This window comes from Massilia suwonensis (genome assembly GCF_042655665.1).
In the GTDB taxonomy this organism is placed as follows: Bacteria; Pseudomonadota; Gammaproteobacteria; order Burkholderiales; family Burkholderiaceae_D; genus Telluria; species Telluria suwonensis.
In genome coordinates, this window is sequence record NZ_JBHSMR010000001.1 from 250908 (window position 1) to 274044 (window position 23137).

General features: G+C 63.8%; 11 protein-coding genes. 6 read left to right on the plus strand and 5 right to left on the minus strand.

What is annotated here, in order from left to right:
* Window positions 1-186 precede the first annotated feature (186 nt).
* On the plus strand, window positions 187-3003 hold the full coding sequence (locus ACFPQ5_RS01155; protein ID WP_379751077.1) for a TonB-dependent receptor domain-containing protein: 2817 nt from the start codon (window positions 187-189) through the stop codon (window positions 3001-3003).
* Here the strand turns inward: ACFPQ5_RS01155 and ACFPQ5_RS01160 are convergent.
* Entirely contained in the window at window positions 2991-3398 is a 408-nt protein-coding gene (locus tag ACFPQ5_RS01160; protein ID WP_379751079.1) for a hypothetical protein, read from the minus strand. The two genes, ACFPQ5_RS01155 and ACFPQ5_RS01160, sit on opposite strands and share 13 nt — an antisense overlap.
* On the opposite strand from ACFPQ5_RS01160, the gene ACFPQ5_RS01165 reads away from it, so the two are divergent.
* From ACFPQ5_RS01165 to ACFPQ5_RS01180, 4 genes are all read left to right on the plus strand, one after another.
* Window positions 3386-6364: a TonB-dependent receptor domain-containing protein gene (locus tag ACFPQ5_RS01165; protein WP_379751081.1), complete on the plus strand. Its 2979-nt coding sequence runs from the start codon at window positions 3386-3388 to the stop codon at window positions 6362-6364. The genes ACFPQ5_RS01160 and ACFPQ5_RS01165 overlap by 13 nt on opposite strands.
* Window positions 6365-6472: 108 nt before the next feature.
* On the plus strand, window positions 6473-7240 hold the full coding sequence (gene map, locus ACFPQ5_RS01170) for a type I methionyl aminopeptidase (RefSeq protein WP_379751083.1): 768 nt from the start codon (window positions 6473-6475) through the stop codon (window positions 7238-7240).
* A 251-nt stretch (window positions 7241-7491) separates the two neighbouring features.
* The gene (locus tag ACFPQ5_RS01175) at window positions 7492-10263 is read left to right on the plus strand and encodes a TonB-dependent receptor (RefSeq protein WP_379751085.1); all 2772 of its coding nucleotides are present in this window, start codon (window positions 7492-7494) and stop codon (window positions 10261-10263) included.
* Window positions 10264-10362: 99 nt separating this feature from the next.
* On the plus strand, window positions 10363-12390 hold the full coding sequence (locus tag ACFPQ5_RS01180; protein ID WP_379751087.1) for a S9 family peptidase: 2028 nt from the start codon (window positions 10363-10365) through the stop codon (window positions 12388-12390).
* Window positions 12391-12491: 101 nt separating this feature from the next.
* On the opposite strand, the gene gap is transcribed toward ACFPQ5_RS01180, so the two are convergent.
* From gap to ACFPQ5_RS01195, 3 genes are all read right to left on the minus strand, one after another.
* Entirely contained in the window at window positions 12492-13502 is a 1011-nt protein-coding gene (gap, locus tag ACFPQ5_RS01185; RefSeq protein ID WP_379751089.1) for a type I glyceraldehyde-3-phosphate dehydrogenase, read from the minus strand.
* Window positions 13503-13584: 82 nt separating this feature from the next.
* Window positions 13585-15582, minus strand: a complete 1998-nt coding sequence (gene tkt, locus ACFPQ5_RS01190; RefSeq protein ID WP_379751091.1) for a transketolase — start codon at window positions 15580-15582, stop codon at window positions 13585-13587.
* A 170-nt stretch (window positions 15583-15752) separates the two neighbouring features.
* Complete coding sequence (locus ACFPQ5_RS01195; RefSeq protein ID WP_379751093.1) at window positions 15753-18620, minus strand: TonB-dependent receptor domain-containing protein; 2868 nt, start codon at window positions 18618-18620, stop codon at window positions 15753-15755.
* Between the two features lie 307 nt (window positions 18621-18927).
* On the opposite strand from ACFPQ5_RS01195, the gene ACFPQ5_RS01200 reads away from it, so the two are divergent.
* Window positions 18928-19656, plus strand: a complete 729-nt coding sequence (locus ACFPQ5_RS01200; RefSeq protein WP_379751095.1) for a 16S rRNA (uracil(1498)-N(3))-methyltransferase — start codon at window positions 18928-18930, stop codon at window positions 19654-19656.
* 110 nt (window positions 19657-19766) lie between these two features.
* Here the strand turns inward: ACFPQ5_RS01200 and ACFPQ5_RS01205 are convergent, their stop codons facing one another.
* Window positions 19767-22889 carry a TonB-dependent receptor gene (locus ACFPQ5_RS01205; RefSeq protein WP_379751097.1) on the minus strand — a complete coding sequence of 1041 codons (3123 nt, stop codon included), beginning with the start codon at window positions 22887-22889 and terminating at the stop codon, window positions 19767-19769.
* Window positions 22890-23137 lie beyond the last annotated feature (248 nt).

Consider the following 23137-nt stretch of genomic DNA (forward strand, 5'->3'; position numbering starts at 1 on the left):
AAATTAAGCGTATTTACAACAGTTTACTTTCTTACAAATCGTGCGCGTTGACAGCGCTATCCCCCAATGTTTTTATGCATTCGTGACAAGACGGCGTTGCTTTCCACGCCGAGAAGCTGACATACGTTTGCCGGGCTTCCACGCGGATCGCCTGGCATTCCCATGCATATATAAATAGGGACAGCCATGTTTAACGAAACAGTGTTGGCGCAATCCTTGCGCCTGATGTTTTCCGGCGGCGTCGCTTTCGGCCTGGGCGCCGCCGCCCTCCCCGCCTTCGCACAAGAGCAAACGGAACAGCCGGTAATGCAGCGCGTGGAGGTGACCGGTTCCTCGATCAAGCGGATTGCCGCCGAAGGCGCATTGCCGGTCACGACCGTGACCGCCGAAGCCATTCGCGCATCGGGCGTCACCTCGATGGCCGACCTGGTGCAGCGCATGTCGACGGTGCAGGGCTCGACCGGCGAATCGGCCTCGGTCGGCGGCCAGACCTTCGGCTTCTCGGGCATCTCCATCCACAACGTGGGCGAGACCCGTACCCTGGTCCTGCTCAACGGCAAGCGCCTCGCGCAATTCGGCGGCCAGACCCTGACCGGCTTCGCCGCAGGCTTCGACCTGAACTCGATTCCGCTGTCGGCCATCGACCGCGTCGAACTGCTGACCGACGGCGCCTCCGCACTGTACGGTGCCGACGCGATCGCCGGCGTCGTCAATTTCATCACCAAGCGCGACCGTACCGACGCCGACATCACGATCGGCTATTCGCACCCTGAAGACGGCGCCCGCGAGCGCCGCTTCAGCCTGACCAAGGGCTTCGGTTCGCTCGAGGACGACGGCTGGAACGTGATGCTGACCTTCGGCCACGACGAACGCACCAAGCTGAGCTCGGACAGCCGCTCGTTCGCCAACACTGGCCAGCGTACCTTCTCGGCGAACGGCAAGCAGTACCGCATCCAGCAATTCTCGGCCAGCCCGATCCCGGCCAACGTCCTCAACGACCGCGGCGAGCTGATCAGTCCTGCCCTGCGCACCGCCGGCAGCTGCCCGGAGAAGACCTTCCGCGTTACCCAGCCTTACACCGTCGACGGCGAGAATTTCGTCGACGACTATTGCGGCTACGACTTCGTGAAGGACCTCGAGATCTTCCCGGAACGCAAGCGCGATAACCTGATGGTGTCCGCCACGGCCAAGGCCTTCGGCCAGGAACTGTACGCCGACGTGCTGCTCTCGCAAACCAAGCAGAACTCGCGCATCGCGCCGGTACCGGGGCAGGTCTCGATCGATGCCGGCTCGGCCCTGCACAACCAGTACCTGGCGCCGCTCGGCATCACCGGCGACACGGTCGCCTTCTACCGCCTGTTCGACCTGGGCCAGCGCACCTCGAAGGACGTCGCCCAGTTCGCCAGCGCCGTGCTCGGTTCGCGCGGCAGCTACGCCGGCTGGGATTACGACGCCTCGTACAACTTCTCGAAGAGCAAGGTGCGCGGCGATATCTCCGGCTATCCCGGCGCCCTCGCCGTCAGCAATCTGACCAGCAGCGGCCTGCTCGATCCCTTCGTCGGACCGGGCCAGCAAAGCGCCGCCGCACAGGAAGCGATCAACGCGATCGCCTTCGACGGCTACTGGGATGGCGGCGTGTCCGAACTCAATTCGGTCGCGCTGACCGGCTCGCGCCCGCTGATGCAGCTGGCGGGCGGCGCCATGATGCTGGGCGTCGGCGTCAACTTCAACCGCGAGGAATTCTCCTCGAAGCCCAGCCTGTTCGCCCAGGGCGCGCTGGCCGATCCGGTCGCGGGCACCCTGTGCGGCCCGAGCACCGGCCTCGAATGCGACCAGCGCTTCGGCGATGCCGCCAGCTCGCTGCCCTACACGGCGAAGCGCAATTCGAAAGGCGTCTTCGCCGAGTTGGTGATGCCGGTTATCAAAAACGTGGAACTGGGCGCCGCAGCCCGCTACGACCACTACTCGGACTTCGGCAGCGCCTGGACCGGCAAGGCCAGCTTCAAGTGGTCGCCGACGACCAGCTTCCTGGTCCGCGGTTCGGTCGGGAACGGCTTCCATGCACCAACGGTGCCCCAGGTCAATGCCGCGCTCCAGAGTTTCGGCGTGACGAGCGAAAACTACACTTGCACGCCCGAATTGCAGCAGGTCGCGACGGCCAACGGTGCGATCTGCCGTCCCGGCAGCGCCCAGTACGACCAGCTGGCCGGCGGCAACCAGGGCCTGAAGCCGGAAAAATCGCGCCAGGCCACACTGGGCTTCCGTTACGAGCCGTTCCGCGCGCTGAGCCTTGGCGCCGACATCTGGACCGTGTCGATCCGCGATACCTTCGGCCAGCTGAGCGAGCAGGTCGTGTTCGCCAATCCGCTGCAATTCCCGAACTCCTGGGGTTCGCAGGTGGACATTGCAACGGGCCGCAACTACCTGGCCTTCAAGGCGGATAACCAGAACCTGGGCAAGTACTACGCCACCGGTATCGACTGGGACATCACGGGCCGCTACCGGACGCCCTGGGGCGCGCTGACTTCGCAGCTGAACATCTCGCAGATGCTGCGCGAGAAGAGCCAGCTGGAAGAAGACGGCGAGTATTTCTCGGCCATCGGCAACTTCGCCGAGCTGGGCACGGTCACCTTCCGCAACCGCGGCACCTGGCGCAACACCCTCAAGACGGGCGACTTCTCGACCACGCTGAGCGCGAACTTCAAGTCGGGCTACAGCGACCAGGCAACCCTGGTCGACGTGCTCGACGCCGGCGGCAACGTCACCGGCCAGGAAGAAGTGCGCTACAAGGTCAAGTCCTTCGCCACCTTCGACCTGCAGACGGTCTGGACCCCGAACCCGACCTGGTCGGTCACCGCCGGCATCCTGAACCTGACCGACAAGGATCCGCCCTTCGTTCCATCGACCTCGGGGGCGAACCGTGGCCAGCAGTTCGGCTACGACGACCGTTACTACGATGCGCGCGGCCGCACCGCGTACATCAACGCGTCCTACAGGTTCTGACGCGACTCATGCAGCGTGGCGGCCGCCACGCTGCGCCAGCCCAGATATCCGCCGGCCTCCCCGGCGGATTTTTTTCGTGCATACGGCATACATATAAGCTGCCTCGCCGGGCCGGCACCAAGGCTGGCCGCCTGCCCAGCATTAACTGCTGCCGGGTATAGCGTCAAGACGCGCACGGTTGGAACTTTGTAATTACACAATTTTGCAACATTTCTAAATTTAAAATTGAGTCTAATTGACAAGCTTGCATCCGAGATGATTCCATTGCCCGGTTGTGTATTTGCGCGGCAGTTGTTTTTGATTAAAACAATGGCCAGCATCACGATGTAGCCAGTGGCCTGCTTGCAGGTTTGACTGATTTTTTTCTGAGGAGTGTTGCAAAATGATGGAAACAATTTTGTCCCGGTCGATCCGCGTGATCTGCCTGAGCGGCCTCGCCGTGGGCATGAGCACCGCGTACGCGCAGGAGATGCAGACGCAAGGCGGGCAAAACCAGAGTGGTGCTGCCCAGCAGCAGGCCGCCGCGGCAACTGAAGCCCAGCAGCCTATGCAGCGCATCGAAGTGACCGGTTCGCGCATCCGCTCGCCGAACGCCGATTCGCCATCGCCGCTGCAGGTGCTGTCGGCCGCCGACATCGCCGCCTCGGGCGCTGCCAACCTGCAGCAGGTGCTGCTGGATAACCCGACCATGGGCTCGCCGGCAATCAGCCGCACCAACTCGGCTTTCCAGACCGCCAGCGTGGGCGTGGCTACCGTCGACCTGCGTAACCTGGGCACCTCGCGTACCCTGGTGCTGGTCAACGGCCGCCGTTTCGTTTCCGGTATCCCGGGCGAATCCGCAGTCGACCTGAACTCCATCCCGACCGACTTCATCGAACGCGTCGAACTCCTGACCGGCGGCGCCTCGGCAGCCTACGGCTCCGATGCAGTGGCCGGCGTGGTCAACATCATCACCAAGCGCAGCTTCAACGGCATCATGCTGGACGCCCAGATGGGCGAGAGCTCGAAGAACGACGACCAGAAGCGCAAGTTCTCGGCGACCTTCGGCACCAGCAACGACGACGGCTTCCTGATGGGCCACCTGGGCTACTCGCGCCAGGGCCAGGTATGGTCGCGCGACCGTGAGCGCTCCTCCGTCGACCAGCAGACCCGCGCAGCCAGCACCGGCAACAGCGCGGACCTGTTCACCGTCCAGCGTCCTTTCTACTCCAGCTTCGCGCCACAGGGCACTTTCTTCCCTGACAGCGGCAGCTTCACCTACGACCGCAGCGGCAACGTCATTCCGGCGAACACCAACGGCACCAATGGCGGCGTGGCCACCGGCTTCAACCGCAACGAGTTCCGCTCGATCGCCGTGCCGGTCGAACGCTACCTGTTCGCCACCAACGGCGAACTGAAGATCAACGAAAAGACCCGCGCCTTCATGGAAGGCACCTACGCGTCTTCCCACGTGTCGACCAGCATCGAACCGTTCGCCCTGGGCGCGGAAGACATCTTCCCGTCGACCGGCGGCTCGGTGCCGGCCGGCTCCATGGTCAACGGCAGCCTGGTCATGAATCCGCTGGTGCCACAGTACCTGCGAGACCGCATCAGCGACAACGATGGCGACGGCATCCCTGACTACTACTTCACCCGCCGCCTGTCGGAAGTCGGTAGCCGCGGCAGCACCGCCGAGCGCGACACCTTCCGCTTCGTCACCGGCGTCAAGGGCGAATTCGACGCCTGGAAGACCTGGAACTATGAAGTCTACGGCGGCTATGGCCAGACCAAGGAAGCCCAGCAGTCGACCGGCCAGGTCAATGTCCTGAACTTCGCCAACGCGCTGCAGGCCATCCCGGGCGAGAACGGCGGCGCCCCGGTTTGCGCCAGCGCCGACGCCCGCATCCAGGGTTGCGTGCCGATCAATATCTTCGGCTTCAACACGATCTCGCCGGAAGCGCTGAAATACGTGACGGCACCTGGCTCGCTGCTGACCCGCACCACCCAGAAACTGGTGGGCGGCCAGATCAACGGCGAAGTCTGGGATCTGCCGGCCGGCCCGCTGGGCGTGGCGGCAGGCTTCGAATGGCGCAAGGAATTCTCGAGCGCCGTGCCGGACGCCCTGACCCAGGCTGGCCTGAACGCCGGCAATGCGACCCCGCCGACCTCGGGTGAGTTCAGCGTCAAGGAAATCTTCCTCGAATCCCGCGTACCGCTGCTGAAGGACATGCCGTTCGTCAAGAGCCTGGACTTCCTCGGCGCCTTCCGCCATGGCGATTACTCGTCGGTGGGCAGCACCAACAGCTGGAACGCCGGCGTCGAATGGTCGGTGATCGACGACGTCAAGATCCGCGGCACCCGTTCGCTGTCGACCCGCGCGCCGAACATCAACGAACTGTACCAGGCGCCGAGCCAGGACTTCCCGTCCGGCCTGAACGATCCTTGCCTGGGCGTGACCGCGACCTCGAACGGCCAGTACGATGCACTGTGCCGTGCCAACCCAGGCGTGGCGGCAAATATCGCCGCCAACGGCGAGTTCACCCTGAACCAGGCCGACATCCAGGGCGTCAGCGGCTTCAACCGCGGCAACCCGGACCTGAAGGCGGAAAAAGGCCGTTCGACCACCTTCGGCGTGGTCTGGACCCCGCGTGGGATCGATGTCCTGAAGCGCTTCACCTTCACGGCTGACTACTTCAACATCAAGATCGCCGACGCCATCCTGTCCACCGGCCGCCAGTACGCGCTGCAGAGCTGCTACAACGGTTCGAACCCGGCAATGTGCTCGTTCATCACCCGCCGTCCGACCGCCACCGGCAACAACAGCGCCGGCTCGCTAGACCTGGTCGACACCGCCGTGTCGAACACCGGCGGCTTCACCACCGAAGGTATCGACCTGACCGCAGCCTGGAACGACCGCGTCGGCCCTGGCCGCCTGTCGACCAAGCTGGCCTATACCTACGTGAAGCAAGGCTGGATCAAGGAAACGCCGGACGCCGAACAAGATCCGTTCGCAGGTGAAATCGGCGCGCCGAAGAACAAGGCCCTGTTCGACATCGGCTACAAGTGGAACGACCTCAGCGTCAGCGCGACCATGACCTACATCGGCCGCTCGGCGCTCGACGACCAGTTCCTGGCCGCCCTGACCCCGGCTCTGCCGGCGAACTCGGTCAAGTTCGGTTCGCGTACCTACACCGATCTGCAGGCTTCCTACCAGATCATGAAGGGTACCGAGCTGTACTTCGGTCTGAACAACGCGTTCGACACCAAGCCGCCTGCAATCATCTCGGGCATGCCGGGTAGCGACACCGGCGTCGAAACCGCTGCCGGCACCTACGATCCGATCGGCCGCCGCTGGTACGCCGGCGTGCGCGTCGCGCTCTGATCCTTCCCTTTCGGGAACTGAAAACGCCGGGTCCGCCCGGCGTTTTTTTATTCCCGGTTATCATAGGGGCCAAGCCGGCGCACCCGTCCGGCGATCACACTCATATTTATGGCCATCAAACTCAAGAACGACAAGGACATCGCGAAAATGCGCGTGGCCGGCCGCCTGGCCGCCGAGGTCCTGGAAATGATCAAGGAATACGTCGTCCCCGGCGTCTCCACCGAAGAACTCGACCGCCGCTGCAACGACTACATCCGCAAGGTGCAGAAGGCCACGCCGGCCAATGTCGGCTACCACGGCTTCCCGAAAACCCTGTGCACCTCGGTCAACGGCGTGGTCTGCCACGGCATCCCGAGCGAGAAGGAAATCCTCAAGGACGGCGACATCGTCAACATCGACGTCACCGTGATCAAGGACGGCTGGCACGGCGACACCAGCCGCATGTATTATGCAGGCACCCCGAGCCCTGAAGCGAAGCGCCTGGTCGATACCACCTTCGACTGCATGATGGCGGGCATCCGTACCGTGCGTCCGGGTTCGCGCCTGGGCGACATCGGCCATGCGATCCAGAAAATCGCGGAAGCGGCCGGCTATTCAGTGGTGCGGGACTATTGCGGCCACGGCATCGGCCGCGTCTACCACGAAGACCCGCAGGTGCTGCACTATGGCCGCCCGAATACGGGTCTGCTGCTGAAGGAAGGCATGACCTTCACGGTCGAACCGATGATCAATGCCGGCGACGACGAAGTGGCCCAGCTGGACGACGGCTGGACCGTGGTCACGCGCGACGGTTCGCTCTCGGCCCAGTGGGAGCACATGATCGCGGTAACCGCGCACGGCTTCGAGATCCTGACTCCCTGGCCGCAAGAACGCTAATTCTCCTGGCGCTTGCAAGACCTCCTGTGCTTCAGCATAGCCGCCCCCGTGCAGTCCTGAGTAACATAAAGTAACAACGCGGGCGCCTGGCTGCTTGGTGCTGCCTAAAAACAACAACTTGTGTTGTTGTGCATGTTTCTATCTTTGTTTTCTTTGATGCAAGGTAATTTTCTGCGAGACTTGCTCGTCCATTCCTTGCGGGTGGACAGACAAAAAGAGAATTGCAATTTGCAATAACGAACGGAGAGATTTTGAAACAAGCATTCGCATTGAAACCAAGCGTCATCGCAGTTGCGCTGACCATCGCCGCCGGCTCGAGCCTCGTGCCGGCCTCTGCATTCGCGCAGACCCAGGGCACGACCACCGGCACCGCTGAAGAAAGCCAGCCGGTCGCCAAGGTGTACGTGACCGGTTCGAACATTCGCCGGATCAACGCCGAAACCGCGTCCCCGGTCCAGGTCATCACCCGTGACGAAATGGTGCGCGGCGGTGCAACCTCGCTGACCGAAGTACTCAAGGGTATCTCGGCCAACGTCGGCGGCATCAGCGAAGACCGCACCGGCGGCTTCTCGGCCGGCGCCTCGAGCCTGAACCTGCGCGGCATCGGCAGCCAGGCTACCCTGATGCTGATCAACGGCCGCCGCCTGGCGCCGTATGCCCAGCCTGAATTCCAGACGACCTTCGTCGACCTGAACTCGATCCCGGTCGGCGCCGTCGAGCGCATCGAAGTGCTGAAGGATGGCGCCTCGGCGATCTACGGTTCGGAAGCCATTGCCGGCGTCGTCAACATCATCATGCGCGACAGCTTCGAAGGCGTGGAGATCGGCGGCTCGGTCGGCAAATCCTCGCGCGGCGACGGCCAGCAGGTGCGCAGCACCCTGAGCGCCGGCTTCGGCAGCCTGGTGGACAACCACTGGAATGCGTATGCCACCCTCGACGTGCGTCAGCGCAAGCCGATGTTCCTGAGCAACCGCGACGACTACATCGGTACCCAGGACTGGCGCGAGTGGGGCTACCGCGATGCGCGTACCCTGTACACCTACCCGGGCAACATCTACTGGACCGACAAGGCCACCGGCAAGTTCGTTGCCCGTACCCTCGACGGCAACTGCCCGGCTGACCGCCTGGTTCCAGCCAGCACCCAGTTCGGCGCCGGCACCCAGGGCAACGTCTGCGTGTTCGACGACCTCGCCGACGGCGACGTCAATTCGGGCGGCAAGACCGACCGTATCGGCATCACCAGCCGCGCGACCTGGCAGATCAATGCCAACACGACCGCCTTCGCCGAAGTGATCGCGCACCAGAACAAGGCACGCGTTACCGGCCTGTACCACTGGGTCGCCGGCCAGAATGGCCAGCCTACCGGTGCACTGCCGATCACCTCGCCGCAGTATCCGAAGGACCTGATCGGCCCTGACGGCAAAACCCTTGCCGGCGGCAACGGAACCGTGCGCGTGCGCGCCAGCCTGAAGGACCTGCCGGGCCAGGGCCAGGACAACAAGACCGACTTCGGCCGCTACCTCGCCGGCGTCAAGGGCTCGATCGGCAACTGGGACTGGGAAAGCGCTGCCTTCGCCAGCACCAGCAAGGTCGAATCGCACAACACCAGCGGCCTGCTGCTCACGCCATTTACGCAAGCTTACAACAGCGGCAAGTTTATCTTCGGCAACGCAGCCGGCAATGCCGACCTGCTGAAGTCGATCATGACCGACTCGGTCGACGGCTTCAAGTCGTCGCTGTACCAGATCGACGGCAAGATTTCCGGCGAGCTGTTCACGCTGCCGGCAGGCGCAGTCGGCATCGCAGCCGGCGTCGAAGCGCGCCGCGAAAAACTGACGACGTCGCCGGATCCGCTCTCGGTCGAAGGCGAGCTGTATCACCATGCCCAGAGCCCTCCAGGCTACACCAACAGCCGTACCATCAAATCGGTCTACGCCGAGATGACGGCTCCGATCCTGAAGAGCCTGGAAGCACAGCTGGCCGTGCGTCATGACCGCTATTCGGACTATGGCACCTCGACCACGCCGAAACTCGGCCTGAAGTGGAGCATCTCGCCACAAGTCGTCGTGCGCGGCACCTATGCCGAAGGCTTCCGTGCCCCGACCCTGGTGGAAAACTCGAGCGACGTGCGCCACGCATTCCTGAACGGCTTCCGCGATCCGGCACGTTGCAACGCAACGTTCAAGGAAGGTTGCAACTCGAGCAGCGCCTACGACAGCGGCGCCAACCCGGCGCTGGCGCCGGAAACGGCCAAGAGCTACACCATGGGCCTGGCGATCGAGCCGACCTCGTGGCTGGTGGCTACCCTGGACTTCTGGCGCATCCGCCGCGACAACGAGATCGGTACTTACGATCTGACGCGCGTGCTCGAAGATCCGGCCCGTTACGCCAACGACCCTGCCGCAGTGATCGTGCGTGATCCGCTGACCGACGCCGACAAGGCCCTGGGCGCAACCGCCGGCGAAATCTCGCTGGTCAAGCTGCTGCTGACCAACGTGGCGGTAACCGACGTGCGCGGTGTCGACCTCGACCTGCGCGGCAAGTTCAACTTCGGCGAATACGGCCGCCTGGAACCACGCCTGCAACTGGCGTACCAGCACTCGTACAAGTACGCGCCGTCGCTGGAAGACGAGCAGATCCAGTACGTCGGCACCCGCGGCACGCCGCGCCTGCAAGGCACCTTCGGCCTGGCGTGGAAGAAGGCGGCATGGCAGCTGTCGGCTGACGCCGTCTTTGTCGGCCACATGGCGCCGGTCGGCGACTACACTGTCGATTGCGTGTACGAAACCGAAGGCTTCCCGGCATTGTGCGAAAACAAGATCCCTTCGTTCACCGTGTTTAACCTGGGTGGCAGCTACAAGGGCGCATTCGGCGTGAAGGACCTGAAGCTGGGCTTCGCGATCCAGAACGCATTCGACCGCAAGCCGCCGTTCAACCCGTACAGCGGCCTGGGCTTCTACCAGCCACTGCACAACCCGATGGGCCGTTACTTCCAGGTCAGCGCGGATTACAGCTTCAAGTAATCTGACTGTTTGACAAGTAATTGAAGGACGAGAAGCGCCGCAACCTCCGGGTTAAGGCGCTTCTTTTTTCATACAGCTGAACGTTTGCGAGAACGAACTTTGAAAAAAAACCTCATCCATGCGCTGCTGGCTGCAGCCCTGTTCGGACCCGGCCTGGCCGCTGCCGCCGCCGACGTCCCTACCCCGACCGTGAACATCCACGGCGAGCGCCTGATTCCGATCGCCGATTTCTTCAAGAAACCCCAATTCGGCGGACAGCCGATCCTGTCGCCGGACGGCAAGAACATGGCCGTGCTGACCCCGCGTAACGGCCGCTTCGTGCTGGCCGTGATCGACCTCGATACGCGCCAGCCCAAGGTGGTCGCCTCCGACCCGGACTGGAACATCAGCTCGCCCATGTGGGTCAACAACAAGCGCCTGGTATTCGGCATCAGCAAGGGCAGCGACGAGACGATGGAGAAGAACGACGGCGGCGGCGGCCTGTACGCCGTCGACCGCGACGGCGGCAACTTCCGCAAGCTGAGCGCCAGCCTGCAGGAAGCGCGCAACGCCAACGTGCCGTTCAAGCCGGTCAGCGTGCTCAAGCGCGCAGGCGGCGACAGCAACGACCTGTACGTGGTCGACAATGCGCGCGGCCGCGATGCCGCGCTCGGCGCCAGCGACGTCTTCCGTCTGGACACCACCACCGGACGCCGTACCCTGCTCACCTTCGACAACCCGGGCAAGGTCAACGGCTGGCTGCTGGACCACGCCAACGTGGTGCGCGTCGGCACGGCGATGACCGTCGAAGCGGACAAGCGCATCCGCCAGACCGTCTACTACCGCGATGACGAAAAGTCGGCCTGGAAACCGATCTATTCGGCCTACCTCAACGAAGGTCAGGAAATGGATCCGCTCGGCTTCGATTTCGACAACAAGACCATGCTGGTGGCGGGCCGTTTCAACGGGCGCGACAAGGCGGCGGTGTTCGTGTGGGACTTTGCCAACAACAAGCCTGGTGAACTGATTGCCGAGCATCCGCAGGCCGACATCGATGGCCTCCTGCTGTACGACGAGCAGCGCAAGAAAATCGTCGGCATCGGCTTCAGGAGCATGGTCGACGAGCTGTATTATTTCGACGAGGACTACGCCAGGATGCAGGCCACGCTCGACGCCAGCCTGCCCGGACAGAAGGTCAGCTTCTCCTGGCGCGGCGATCACGTGGTGGCAGTGGCGCACAGCGCTACCCAGCCCGGCCAGATCTACTTCTTCGATACCGCGAAAAAATTACTGGAGCCGGTGTTCAGCCTGATGCCGCAGTTCGACAACAAGAAGTTGTCGGCGCAGACCGTGATCAACTACGCGGCGCGTGACGGGCTCAACATCCCGGCCTACCTGACCTTGCCGGAAGGCCGGGCTCCGAAGGCGCTGCCGCTGGTGGCCTACATCCACGGCGGCCCGCACGCGCGCGACCAGCCGGGCTACGATCCGATGACGCAGATGCTGGCCTCGCGCGGCTACGCGGTGCTGCAGCCGCAGTTCCGGATGTCGACCGGCTTCGGCTGGAAGCACCACACGGCCGGCTGGAAACAGTGGGGCATGGCGATGCAGGACGACATCACCGATGGCGTGGCCGCGCTGGTCAAGCAGGGCATCGTCGATCCCAAGCGCGTCTGCATCATCGGCGCCAGCTACGGCGGCTATGCCACCATGTACGGGATGGCGAAAGACCCCGACCTGTACAAGTGCGGCGTGAACTGGGTGGGCGTGACCGATATCAGCCTGCTGTTCTCGGTGTCCTATTCGGATACCAGCAACTCGCCGTTCATGGACGACCTCGGCGTGCGGATGCACGGCGATCCCAAGACCGACCTGGCCTACATGAAGGAACGATCGGCGCTGGAAAACGTCAGCAAGATCAAGGCGCCGGTACTGATGGCCTACGGCAGCGAAGACGTGCGCGTGCCCCTGGTCCATGGCGAGCGCATGCGCGACCTGCTGCGTAAAAAGGGCAACGAAGTCGAGTGGATGGTCATGACGGGCGAAGGCCACGGCTGGGCCAAGGAAAGCAACAACATCAAGTTCGGCGAAGCGGTCATGAGCTTCATCGACCGCCACATCGGCGACGCGCCGGCAGGCAAGCAGTAATCGCGCCGCGGTAACGAAGCACAACCGCAGCAAAAAAAAACCGTTCGGGGCAATGTCCCGAACGGTTTTTTTACATCCGCGCCCCAGGGCGCATCAGGGGATTACTTCGCGTTCATCAGCGCGACGGTGGTGTCGAGCATGCGGTTCGAGAAGCCCCACTCGTTGTCGTACCACGACGAGACCTTCACCAGGCGGCCCGAGACTTTCGTCAGGGTAGCGTCGAAGTTCGACGATGCCGGGTTGTGGTTGAAGTCGACCGAGACCAGCGGATCGGTGTTGTAGGTCAGGATACCCTTCAGGGCGCCTTCCGATGCCGACTTCATGATCTGGTTGACTTCATCGACGGTGGTGTCGCGCTTGGCGATGAAGGACAGGTCGACGATCGAGACGTTGATGGTCGGGACGCGGATCGCGAAGCCGTCCAGCTTGCCGTTCAGCTCAGGCAGCACCAGGCCGACCGCGGCGGCGGCGCCGGTCTTGGTCGGGATCATCGACTGGGTGGCCGAACGGGCGCGGCGCAGGTCTTCGTGCATCACGTCGGTCAGCACCTGGTCGTTGGTGTAGGCGTGCACGGTGGTCATCAGGCCGGTTTCCAGGCCGATGGCGTCGTGCAGCGGCTTGACCAGCGGGGCCAGGCAGTTGGTGGTGCACGATGCATTCGAGATGACGGTGTCGCTCGACTTCAGCACGTCCTGGTTGACGCCGTAGACGATGGTCGCATCGACGTCCTTGCCGCCCGGTGCCGAGATGATGACTTTCTTGGCGCCGCCCTTCAGGTGGGCCGAAGCCTTTTCCTTGGTGGTGAAGAAGCCGGTGCATTCCAGCACGACGTCCACGCCCAGCTCGCCCCATGGGATTTCGGCAGGGTTACGCTGTGCGAACACGCGGATCTTGTCGCCGTTGACGATCATGTTGTCGCCTTCGACCGTGACGGTGCCCGGGAACTTGCCGTGGGCAGTGTCGTAGCGGGTCAGGTGGGCGTTCGATTCGGCGTTGCCGAGATCGTTGATCGCCACGATCTGGATGTCTTGCTTTTTGCCGCCTTCGTAGAAGGCACGCAGGATGTTGCGGCCGATGCGGCCATAACCGTTGATTGCAACTTTGATCGTCATTGCTTTAGCTCCTGATTAGAAAAAAACTTTTTTCGGACCTCGAATACGAAACGGGCCACCCGCAGGCAGCCCGTGAAAAACATTACGCAGCGATCACGCCCTTGGCCTTGGCCACGACGTTTTCGACGGTGAAGCCGAAGTGCTTGAACAGCACCGGCGCCGGAGCCGATTCGCCGAAGGTGTCGATACCGACGACGGCGCCTTCCAGGCCCACGTACTTGTACCAGAAGTCGGTGACGCCGGCTTCGATCGCGACACGCGGCACGCCGCGGGTCAGCACGCTCGCTTTATACGCTGCATCCTGGCGCTCGAACACGTCGGTCGACGGCATCGAGACGACACGGGCGGCAATGCCCTCGCCTGCCAGCGCATCGGCTGCCTTCATCGCCAGTTCGACTTCGGAACCGGTGGCGATCAGGATCACCTTGGCGTCAGCGGCGTCGCGCAGCACGTAGCCGCCCTTGGCGACGTTGGCCACGGCAGCGGCGTCGCGCTCCATGAACGGCAGGTTCTGGCGCGAGAAGATCAGGGTCGACGGGCCATCACGACGCTGCACTGCCGCGCCCCAGGCCACTTGCGATTCGACCGTGTCGCATGGACGCCAGTTGTCCAGGCCCGGGATCAGGCGCAGCGACGAGACGTGCTCGATCGACTGGTGGGTCGGGCCGTCTTCGCCGAGGCCGATCGAGTCGTGGGTGAACACGAACAGCGAACGGATCTTCATCAGGGAGGCCATGCGCAGGGCATTGCGGCTGTAGTCCGAGAAGGTCAGGAAGGTCGCGCCGAAGGGGATGAAGCCGCCGTGCAGGGCGACGCCGTTCTGGATCGCGGCCATGCCGAATTCGCGCACGCCGTAGTTGATGTGGTTGCCCGGGATGCCCGAACGCACGGCGACGATCTCTTTCCAGTTCGTCAGGTTCGAGCCGGTCAGGTCGGCCGAGCCGCCCAGGAATTCCGGCAGGATCGGGGCCAGGGCCTGGATCGCGTTCTGCGAAGCCTTGCGGGTGGCAATGGTTTCTTTCTTGTCGATGCAGGTGGCGATGGCGGCGTTCAGCACGTCGTCGAAGTTACCCGGCAGCTCGCCCTTCATGCGGCGCTCGAATTCGGCGGCCAGCTCAGGGTGCTGGGCGCGGTATTCGGCGAACATCGCGTTCCAGCCGTTTTCCAGCTCGGCGCCGCGTGCTTTCGCATCCCATGCCTGGTAGATTTCGCCAGGAATGTCGAACGGGATCGGGTCCCACACCAGGTGCTGGCGCACGGCCGCGATTTCCTTGTCGCCCAGCGGGGCGCCGTGGACCTTGTCGCCGCCTTCCAGGTTCGGAGCGCCCTTGCCGATGATGGTCTTGCAGCAGATCAGGGTCGGACGGTCCGACTTCTTGGCTGCCTCGATCGCGTTCGAGACGGCGGTCACGTTGTGGCCGTCGACCTTCGGGATCACGTTCCAGCCATAGGCCTCGAAGCGTTTCTGGGTGTCGTCGGTGAACCAGCCTTCGACCTTGCCGTCGATCGAGATGCCGTTGTCGTCGTACAGCCAGATCAGCTTGTTCAGGCGCAGGGTGCCGGCCAGCGAGGCGACTTCGTGCGAGATGCCTTCCATCAGGCAGCCGTCGCCCAGGAATGCATAGGTGTAGTGGTCCACGACTTCGAAGCCTGGACGGTTGAATTCGTACGACAGCAGCCACTCGGCCAGCGCCATGCCGACCGCGTTGGCGATGCCCTGGCCCAGCGGGCCGGTGGTCGTTTCCACGCCCGGCGTGATGCCCACTTCCGGGTGGCCCGGGGTCTTCGAGTGCAGCTGGCGGAAGTCGCGGATGTCGTCCATCGACACATCGTAGCCGGCCAGGTGCAGCAGCGCGTAGTGCAGCATCGAACCGTGGCCGTTCGAGAGCAGGAAGCGGTCGCGGTTCGACCAGTGCGGGTTGGCCGGGTTGTGGCGGTAATGCTTGTCCCACAGGGCGACGGCGATTTCCGCCATGCCCATTGGCATGCCTGGGTGGCCGGAGTTGGCTTTCTGGACAGCGTCCATTGCCAGCGCGCGGATTGCGTTGGCCATCAGGGTCGTGGTTTGCATAGATGTCATGATTGGTAAGTCTGGATTTGGAAGGCGGCGGCGCTACGGGAGGCCGTAGCCCGCTATTCTACCAGAGCCCGTGCTGCCTATTTAAAAAGCGTTCAAGCAACTAGTGCAGCGCAAAAAAAGAAAATGGCGGACCGAAGTCCGCCATTTCATTCCTTACTGGCCGGCAGCGATCAGAACTTGACCGAAGCGCCCAGGGTCACGTAACGCCCCACCGCGTCGTAGCTTTGCGGGAAGGTGTTGCCGCTGTTCGGACCGGTACCGCCGATCGAACCGCCGACGATCGGCGGCTTCTTGTTGGCCGCGTTGGTCACCGAGGCCACCAGGCGCACGTTCTTGGTGACGTTCCAGCTGGCGTTCAGGTCGACGTAGTGGTACGACGGGATGCTGGCGAAGGCCGGCAGGAACACGGTGCCGCCCGGCTCCTCGATCACGCCGCTGACATAGCGCCAGTTGTAGCCGACCGCCCAGGCGCCGAAGGTCCAGTTGGTGCGCTGGTTGAACTTGCGCTTGTAGACCGGCGCCGACACGATGTTGTTGCAGGCCACGCTGTAGTAGCCCAGGCAATCGCGCTCGACCGCGGTCGGCGTCGCCTGGAAGGTGTAGCTGTTGACCTGGTTGGCGCCGAGGCTGATGTCGAAGTTGCCCCAACGCGAATCCAGGCCCACGCGGCTGGCGGCCAGGCGGTACGAGATGTTCAGGTCGACGCCGCTGGTGCTTTGCGAGCCCAGGTTCGACAGCGGCGTGGCGACGCCGCGCGCCTCGTTGCCGTTGAAGGTGCCGTTGATCGTGTTACGACCGATCATGCCGCAGAACTCGTTGAGCGTGAAGCCCGGATTCTGGCCCGCGCTGTAGCAGCGTTCCAGGATGTCGGTGGTCGCCGGCGACGAGACGGCATCGGTGATGTCGATCTTGTAGTAGTCGAGCGACAGGTTCAGGCGCGGCAGCGGCTCGATCACGAAACCGATGGTCTTGGTCTTGGCCGACTCGGGTCCCAGCGCCGGGTTGCCGCCGGACAGGTTGTTGATCTGGCCCGAGGACGGCGCCGGCAGTGCGCCGACTTCGCTCAGCGGCACGCCGGTCTGCACGCACAGGTTCGACAGGGTACCGGCGCGGGCGGCGTCGGCCTTGTTGATGTTCGTGCCCTGGCAAGGATCGGTGGCCAGGTTCGACAGGCCGGTCACGGCCGGTGCGAACAGCTCGTTCACGTTCGGCGCGCGGGTCGCTTTCTGGACCATGGCGCGGAAGCGCAGCTTCTCGATCGGCGCCCACTCTCCGCCTGCTTTCCAGCTGCCGTAGTCGTTCTTGGCGCTGGCGGTGGAGAATTCGGTCTGGCGGTAGCCCAGCTCGACGTTCAGGGTCTTCACAAACGGCAGGTCGCGTACGACCGGCACCAGCATCTCGACCGCGTATTCCTTCAGCGAGAAGCGGCCCGAGCGGTCAGGCGTCGGCGCACCGGTGCCCAGCACTTCGCCCTGCAGCTGCGAAGCGGCGTCCGATTGCGTACCGGCCGTGACTTTGCGGTTTTCGGCCAGCAGCGACATGCTGATCGGATCCTGCGCGAACGGGCTGCGGATGGTGTCGCCCAGGTTGCCCGAGAGCGCAATGGCGGCCACGTCCTGCTTGACGCTCTGGTTCAGGATCGCGCTGTTGTTGATGAAGGCAGCCTGTGCCGGCGTGATCGAACCTTCGGCGCCGAACACGTTCAGCGGCACGCAGCCGTTGGTGTTGTTGACGCAGGTGGTCGTGTTCAGCGCGTTCAGGGCCTGGCCGACTTTCGCCAGCGAGCCCCAGTTGCGGCGCGTCTGGGTCTGGTCTGCGGTGCCGCGGGTCCAGTAGGCGTCGTAGGTCCAGTCGTAGGCGATCTCGCCCTTCAGGCCGATCGTGTACTGCAGCGTCTTGTTGTCGAAGTCGTTGTAGCGCGGGCCGAGTTCGGTGAAGCGGCGGTTGACCAGCAGCGGCACGATGGTGTTGTTGCCGGCGACGCAGTTGGCGGCCGGAATGCCGCGCCGTGCGCAGATCTGCTCGCGCGCCGCCTGCGGGATGTAGGGGTTACCGATCGGCACGTTGAAGGTGTTGCCGAAGGTGCCGGTCGAGGCCAGCGCCGAAGCGACCTTGCTGTTGGTGACGAACACCTCGGTATAGGCTTCGGCGTACTCGTTGATCTTGTAGTTGCCGAGCGCGGTCGCCTGGGTGCGGTCGAGACCGGTCACATAATAGTTCGGCGGATTGGTGTTGTAGAGCGCGACAGGCTGCACCAGCGTGCCGGTGGCCGGATTGATTTGCCATGCGCCGGACAGCACGTTGGCGTTGCCCGCAGTGCCGGCACTGGTCGAGAAAGCGGCCGGTACGGTCGTGCCCGAGCCGGTCGGCGCGCCGGTCACCGAGTTCAGGCTGGTGACGCCGTAGTCGCGCTCGCCCTGGGTCAGCGGATCGGACTTGGTCTTGCCGATGCTCAGCACGACATTGCCGCGGCCGCCGTCCAGGTTAGCGCCCATGGTGACGTCGGTGCGGCGGCGCTTGGCGTCGTGCTGGTCGCCGGTCATGCCGTAGGAGGTGGTGACGTCGACGCCGGTGAAGTTGCGGCGCAGGTTGAAGTTGGCCACGCCGGCGACGGCGTCAGCGCCGTACACGACCGAGGCGCCGCCGGTCAGGATGTCGACGCGGCTGAGCAGGGCCATCGGGATCGAGTTGGTATCGACCGTGCCGCCGAGGCTGTAGGGAACGAGGCGGCGGCCATTGACCAGTACGAGGGTACGGTTGGTACCGAGGCCGCGCAGGTCGATCGTCGCGGCGCCGCCGGTGCCGTTGTTGGTGGCCGGACCGACTGCGGGAACCGCGGCCGGCAGGGCCTTGAAGAACTCTTCCACGGCGACCGGCTGGGTCGAGCGAATCTCTTCCGCGCTCACGGACCCGATCGGGCTGCTCGAATTGAAGCCGGGCGCCGTCATGCGCGTACCCGTCACTTCGACGACGGCGGGTTTCTGCTCCTGCGCCCAGGCGCCGGCACTCAGGCCGGCCAGCACGGCACCGGAAAACATCAGGCGTACAGACCGCGACAAAATCTTCTCTTTAGTCATTATTGTGATCTTCCTCGTATGAACAACCGAACAGTGCCGGTCCGGATCGCGGTCCCGGGACGCTCCCCTCAGCAAGCAATCAAGCCATATGCCATGACGTAAATACTGCTAGAAAGATATGACCATTTTGTATTGACGTGTGTCAATACGTTAAGGGTAGAGTTTCGTAAATACAACAGTTGCAATGATGCAGCGACTCTGATCTTGCATGCGGTAATGATCGGTGCCTATTACAATGCGCCCTTCCCTTTCTCCTTCGCAGCTGCTCATGCCACGTTTCTACTGCCCTCAACCCCTCGCCGCAGGCACCGTCGCCGACTTGCCGGAAGCGGTCGCCCACCATCTGCACGTGGTGCGCATGCAGCCGGGCGAAGCATTGACCCTGTTCGACGGGCGCGGCGGGCAGTACCGGGCCAGCCTGCTCGAGGCCGGCAAGAAACGCGCGAGCGCCGCGGTCGAAGCGCATGAAGCGGTCGAGGCCGAGCTGCCGTACGCGCTCACGCTGGCGCAGGGCTTGCCCGAGGGGAGCAAGATGGACTGGATCATCGAAAAGGCGGTCGAGCTGGGCGTGGCCGCGATCCAGCCGCTGGCCGCACGCCGCAGCGTGGTGCGCCTGGCGGGCGATCGCCTCGACAAGCGGCACGCGCACTGGCAGGGCGTGATCGTCGCGGCCTCCGAGCAATGCGGCCGCAACCGCCTGGCCGGACTGGCGCCGCTGGCCGGCGTCGATGCCTGGCTGGCCGCGTCCGCGGGCGCGGCGCAACCGACCATCCTGCTGTCGCCGCGCGCGCAGCAGTCGCTGTCGGGCTGGGCGCGCGCAGCGGGACCGCAAGACGTGCGCATCATGATCGGGCCCGAGGGCGGCTTCAGTGCGGAGGAAGAGGATGCGGCCGTCGCCGCCGGCGCGATTGCCCTGTCGATCGGGCCGCGCGTGCTGCGCACGGAAACGGCCGGGCTGGCGGTGGTGGCTGCATTGAATGCGCTGTGGGGCCAGTGACCCGCCGATGAGGTATCGAAGGACGTAAAAAAACCGCAGCCGAGGCTGCGGTTTTTTTCCAAGTGCAATGCGTCGGAACTGCCGGCGGCAAGCGCCGGCAGCCCTGATGCTTAGAACTTGTGGTTGTACTCGACGGTCAGGCGAACCGAGCGTGGAGCCTGGTAGTAACGCACTTCGCGGTAGTACGGCGAGATGATGGTCTCGTCGCCTTCGTCGTATTGCGACTCTTCGGCCAGCGAACGCTGCGAGTTCAGGGCGTTGAACACGTCGACCTTCACGGCCAGGCCCTTGACCAGGGCTGGTGCGTAGGTGGCGCTCAGGTCCAGGCGCTTTTCCCAAGGCAGACGGCCTTGCGAGCCGCGTGGGCTGTTCTTGCCGCCGCAGTAGTAGTACTCGTAGGCGTAGCCAGGACCGCCGTACTCGTAACCCAGTGCCCACGATGGATCTTCACCCGCGTCGACAATGTTGTTGGTACCGTAGCACAGGCGTGGACGGCCCGACTGGATCAGCACGTTGCCGCCGACGGTCAGCTCAGGCGTGACCTGGTAGAAGCCGAAGGCTTTCAGGGCATGCTTGCGGTCGTTCGGCAGCAGGCCGTTGGCGCCCACCGAGAACTCCGGGAAGTCCCATGCCGCCGAGGTGCCGACGTCGGTCTGGCCGGTATCCGAACGGGTCTGGCCTTCCATGTTGCCCTTGCTGCGCGACAGCGTGTAGTTCACGCGGCCGTACCAGCCGTTACGCAGTGGGTGCTCCAGGAACATGTCCAGGGCTGCGTAATCGCGCTTGGCTTTCGGCTGGCCGACTTGCTCAGGCGAGAAGGTCGCGTACTGGCCCTTGCCGGTGACGACAGGGTTGCCCGCCGCGTCATTGCCGTCAACCCACACCGTCAGCGGACGGCCAGGATTGTAGATCTGGCAGCCGAGAGCGTTCGTGTTCTGGACGTCGATGCCGTTCTTCAAGGCAAAGTCGTACAGCAGGCGCCAGTCGCAGGTATCGTCGATACCGGCGCCGAGCTTGCGGTAGGTGAAGCGCGCACCGAAGTTGACGTCAGGCGTGTACGAACGCTCGAAGCCCAGGGTGAACTCGTCCTGGTAGTTCGGCTTCAGGTCCTGCGTGACGATCGCGCGGATGTCCTTCTTCTGGCCGTATTCGCCGTTGTTCGAGCTCGGCACGTTGATCGGATTGATGCCGGTCGGCACGCCCGTGGTTGGATCGATGCCGGTATAGGTCACGTCCTGGGTGGTGTAGGTCGAGCGCGATGCCGCACGTGCTGCGACCTGGGTCGGCAGCTGCAGGTAGTAACGGCCGAGGCTACCGTAGACCTTGAACGAGTTGTCGCCGTTCACGTCCCACGATGCGCTCAGACGCGGCGCGATCTGGCGCTTCATGTCGATGAATTTTTCGCCATCGCCGTTGCTGTTGCTGTACGAATCGTTACGCAGGCCGGCAACGATCAGCAGGTCCTTGGTTGCCTGGTAGCGGTCTTCGATGTACTGGGCCGACTGCTTCGACGAAGCGGCGGTGACCGAGCTGAAGATGATCTGGCGAGCGTAGTAACCGTCGACGCCCGAGCCGCCGAAGTTGGAAACGATGGCGGTACGGCCGTTCGACATCGGGGACGAGACGTTCGCATTGCCCGCACCCACGTAGCGGTAGGTCCACTGGCTGCCGCCGCTGGTTGCGTAACCGGCGGTGCTGCTTTCCAGTTTGCTCTGGTCGATACCGGCGCGCAGCGTGTGCTTGCCCAGCTTGTATTCCAGGTCCAGGCGGCCGGCCTTGACTTCGTCGTCACCCGGGTTGCTGCGCGAGCCAGGGAAGACGTTGTAGTTGCGGTAGAGGCCCGAATTGAGCGCCGGCCACTGGTTCACGGCTGCCGTGGTACCGATGGTCGGTGGCAGGACGCCGCTGACGGTGTTCGCGCCGGCGAGGTTGTAGACGGTGCCGCGCTCGGTCTTCATGATGCCGTAGAGCGCCGTGACCGTCAGGTCTTCGGTGACGTTGCCGATGTAGCGCAGGCTGTTCAGCTTGGCGCCTGGGGTGCCCGGGTAGGCCGGATCGGTTGGGCCGAGGTTGTGCGCCGTTGCCGACGTGTACAGGTTGTTGGTGCGGTTGCCGTCCAGCGTTGCACGCGCGTTCGGATTGTTCGGATTCAGCGCGTAGCCATACTTTTCGTAGGTCGTCTTGAAATCGTCGCCGGCGCTGGTGAATTCCAGGCGGTGTTCGTCGGTGATGTTCCAGTCGATCTTCGCCAGCCAGCGGTTTTCGCCCGAGCGGTTCTGGTTCCAGCCCTGCTGGCCGATGGTGGTCGCGTTGGTCTGGGTGGTCGAAGCGACGTAGCCGTCGTCGGTCGTGGTGCGGTCGGCCGCGACGAACATGAACAGCTTGTCCTGGACGATCGGGCCGCCGACGTAGACGCCGTACTGGCGGCTGCTCAGCTCGCGGTTGTCGCGACGCAGGTCGAGCTTGCCGTCGGTGCTGACGTTGTTCGCGTCGCCGGTGTTCGGGTAATAGATGTTCTTCTGCGAGGCGCGCAGGCTGTCCGGGGTGATGCTGTAGGTCGCGCCGGCTTCCCACTTGTTGGTGCCGCTCTTCGAGGTGACGTTCAGCACGCCGCCGATCGAACGGCCGAATTCGGCGCCGAAGCCGCCGGTCAGGACCGATGCCTGCTGGATCGCGCCGAACGGCAGTTCCATGCCGCCGAGCTGGCTCAGCGGGTTGGTGATCGGGAAACCGTTCAGGTAGAACGAGTTTTCGGAAGCACCGCCGCCGCCGATCGAGGTCGTGTTGCCGAAGGCCGAGTCACCCTTGGTGGTGTTCGGCGCGAGCAGCACGATCGAGGTCAGGTTTTGCTGGACCGGCAGCTTGGCCAGTTCCTTTGCGGTGAACACGGCGCTGTTGGTGGTGTTCGACACGTCGATGCGGCTGCGGCGGCCGGTCACGCGGACCGACTGCACGCCTGCGCCGTTGGCGGCGACTGCGGCGGCAGGTGCGAACTGGGCTTCCGCGCCCTGGCCGGCGACGACGTCGAGCTGGGTCGTACCGACAGCAGCGCCACCCTTCATCAGCGTTGCGGTGTAGGTACCAACCGGCAGGTTGGTCACGCGGAACGAGCCATTTGCGTCCAGGGTGCCCGTACGGGTCTGGTTGGTGTCGTTGTTCTTCAGGACGACCGTGTCGCCGCTACCGGCGGCAACGGTGCCATAGACCGAACCTGCGGCGTTGGATTGCGCCATGGCGGTCGGCATTGCGGCTACGGTAATAGCACCGGTTGCGAACGCAACCTGCAACGCGCGAACCAAAACTGTGTTTCTCAACATACTTTGTTCCTATTTGATTTTGAACCTATGACAGTCGTGCCGTGGCACGGAGCCCCCCAAGCAGCTCCAGCCACTCTCCTCGGCACGATGCCTGCGAGGTCAAGTAGCACGGCAAGTGTTACTTAACTTACAAATATAAACACGTGGCATCTGTATGTGTCAAC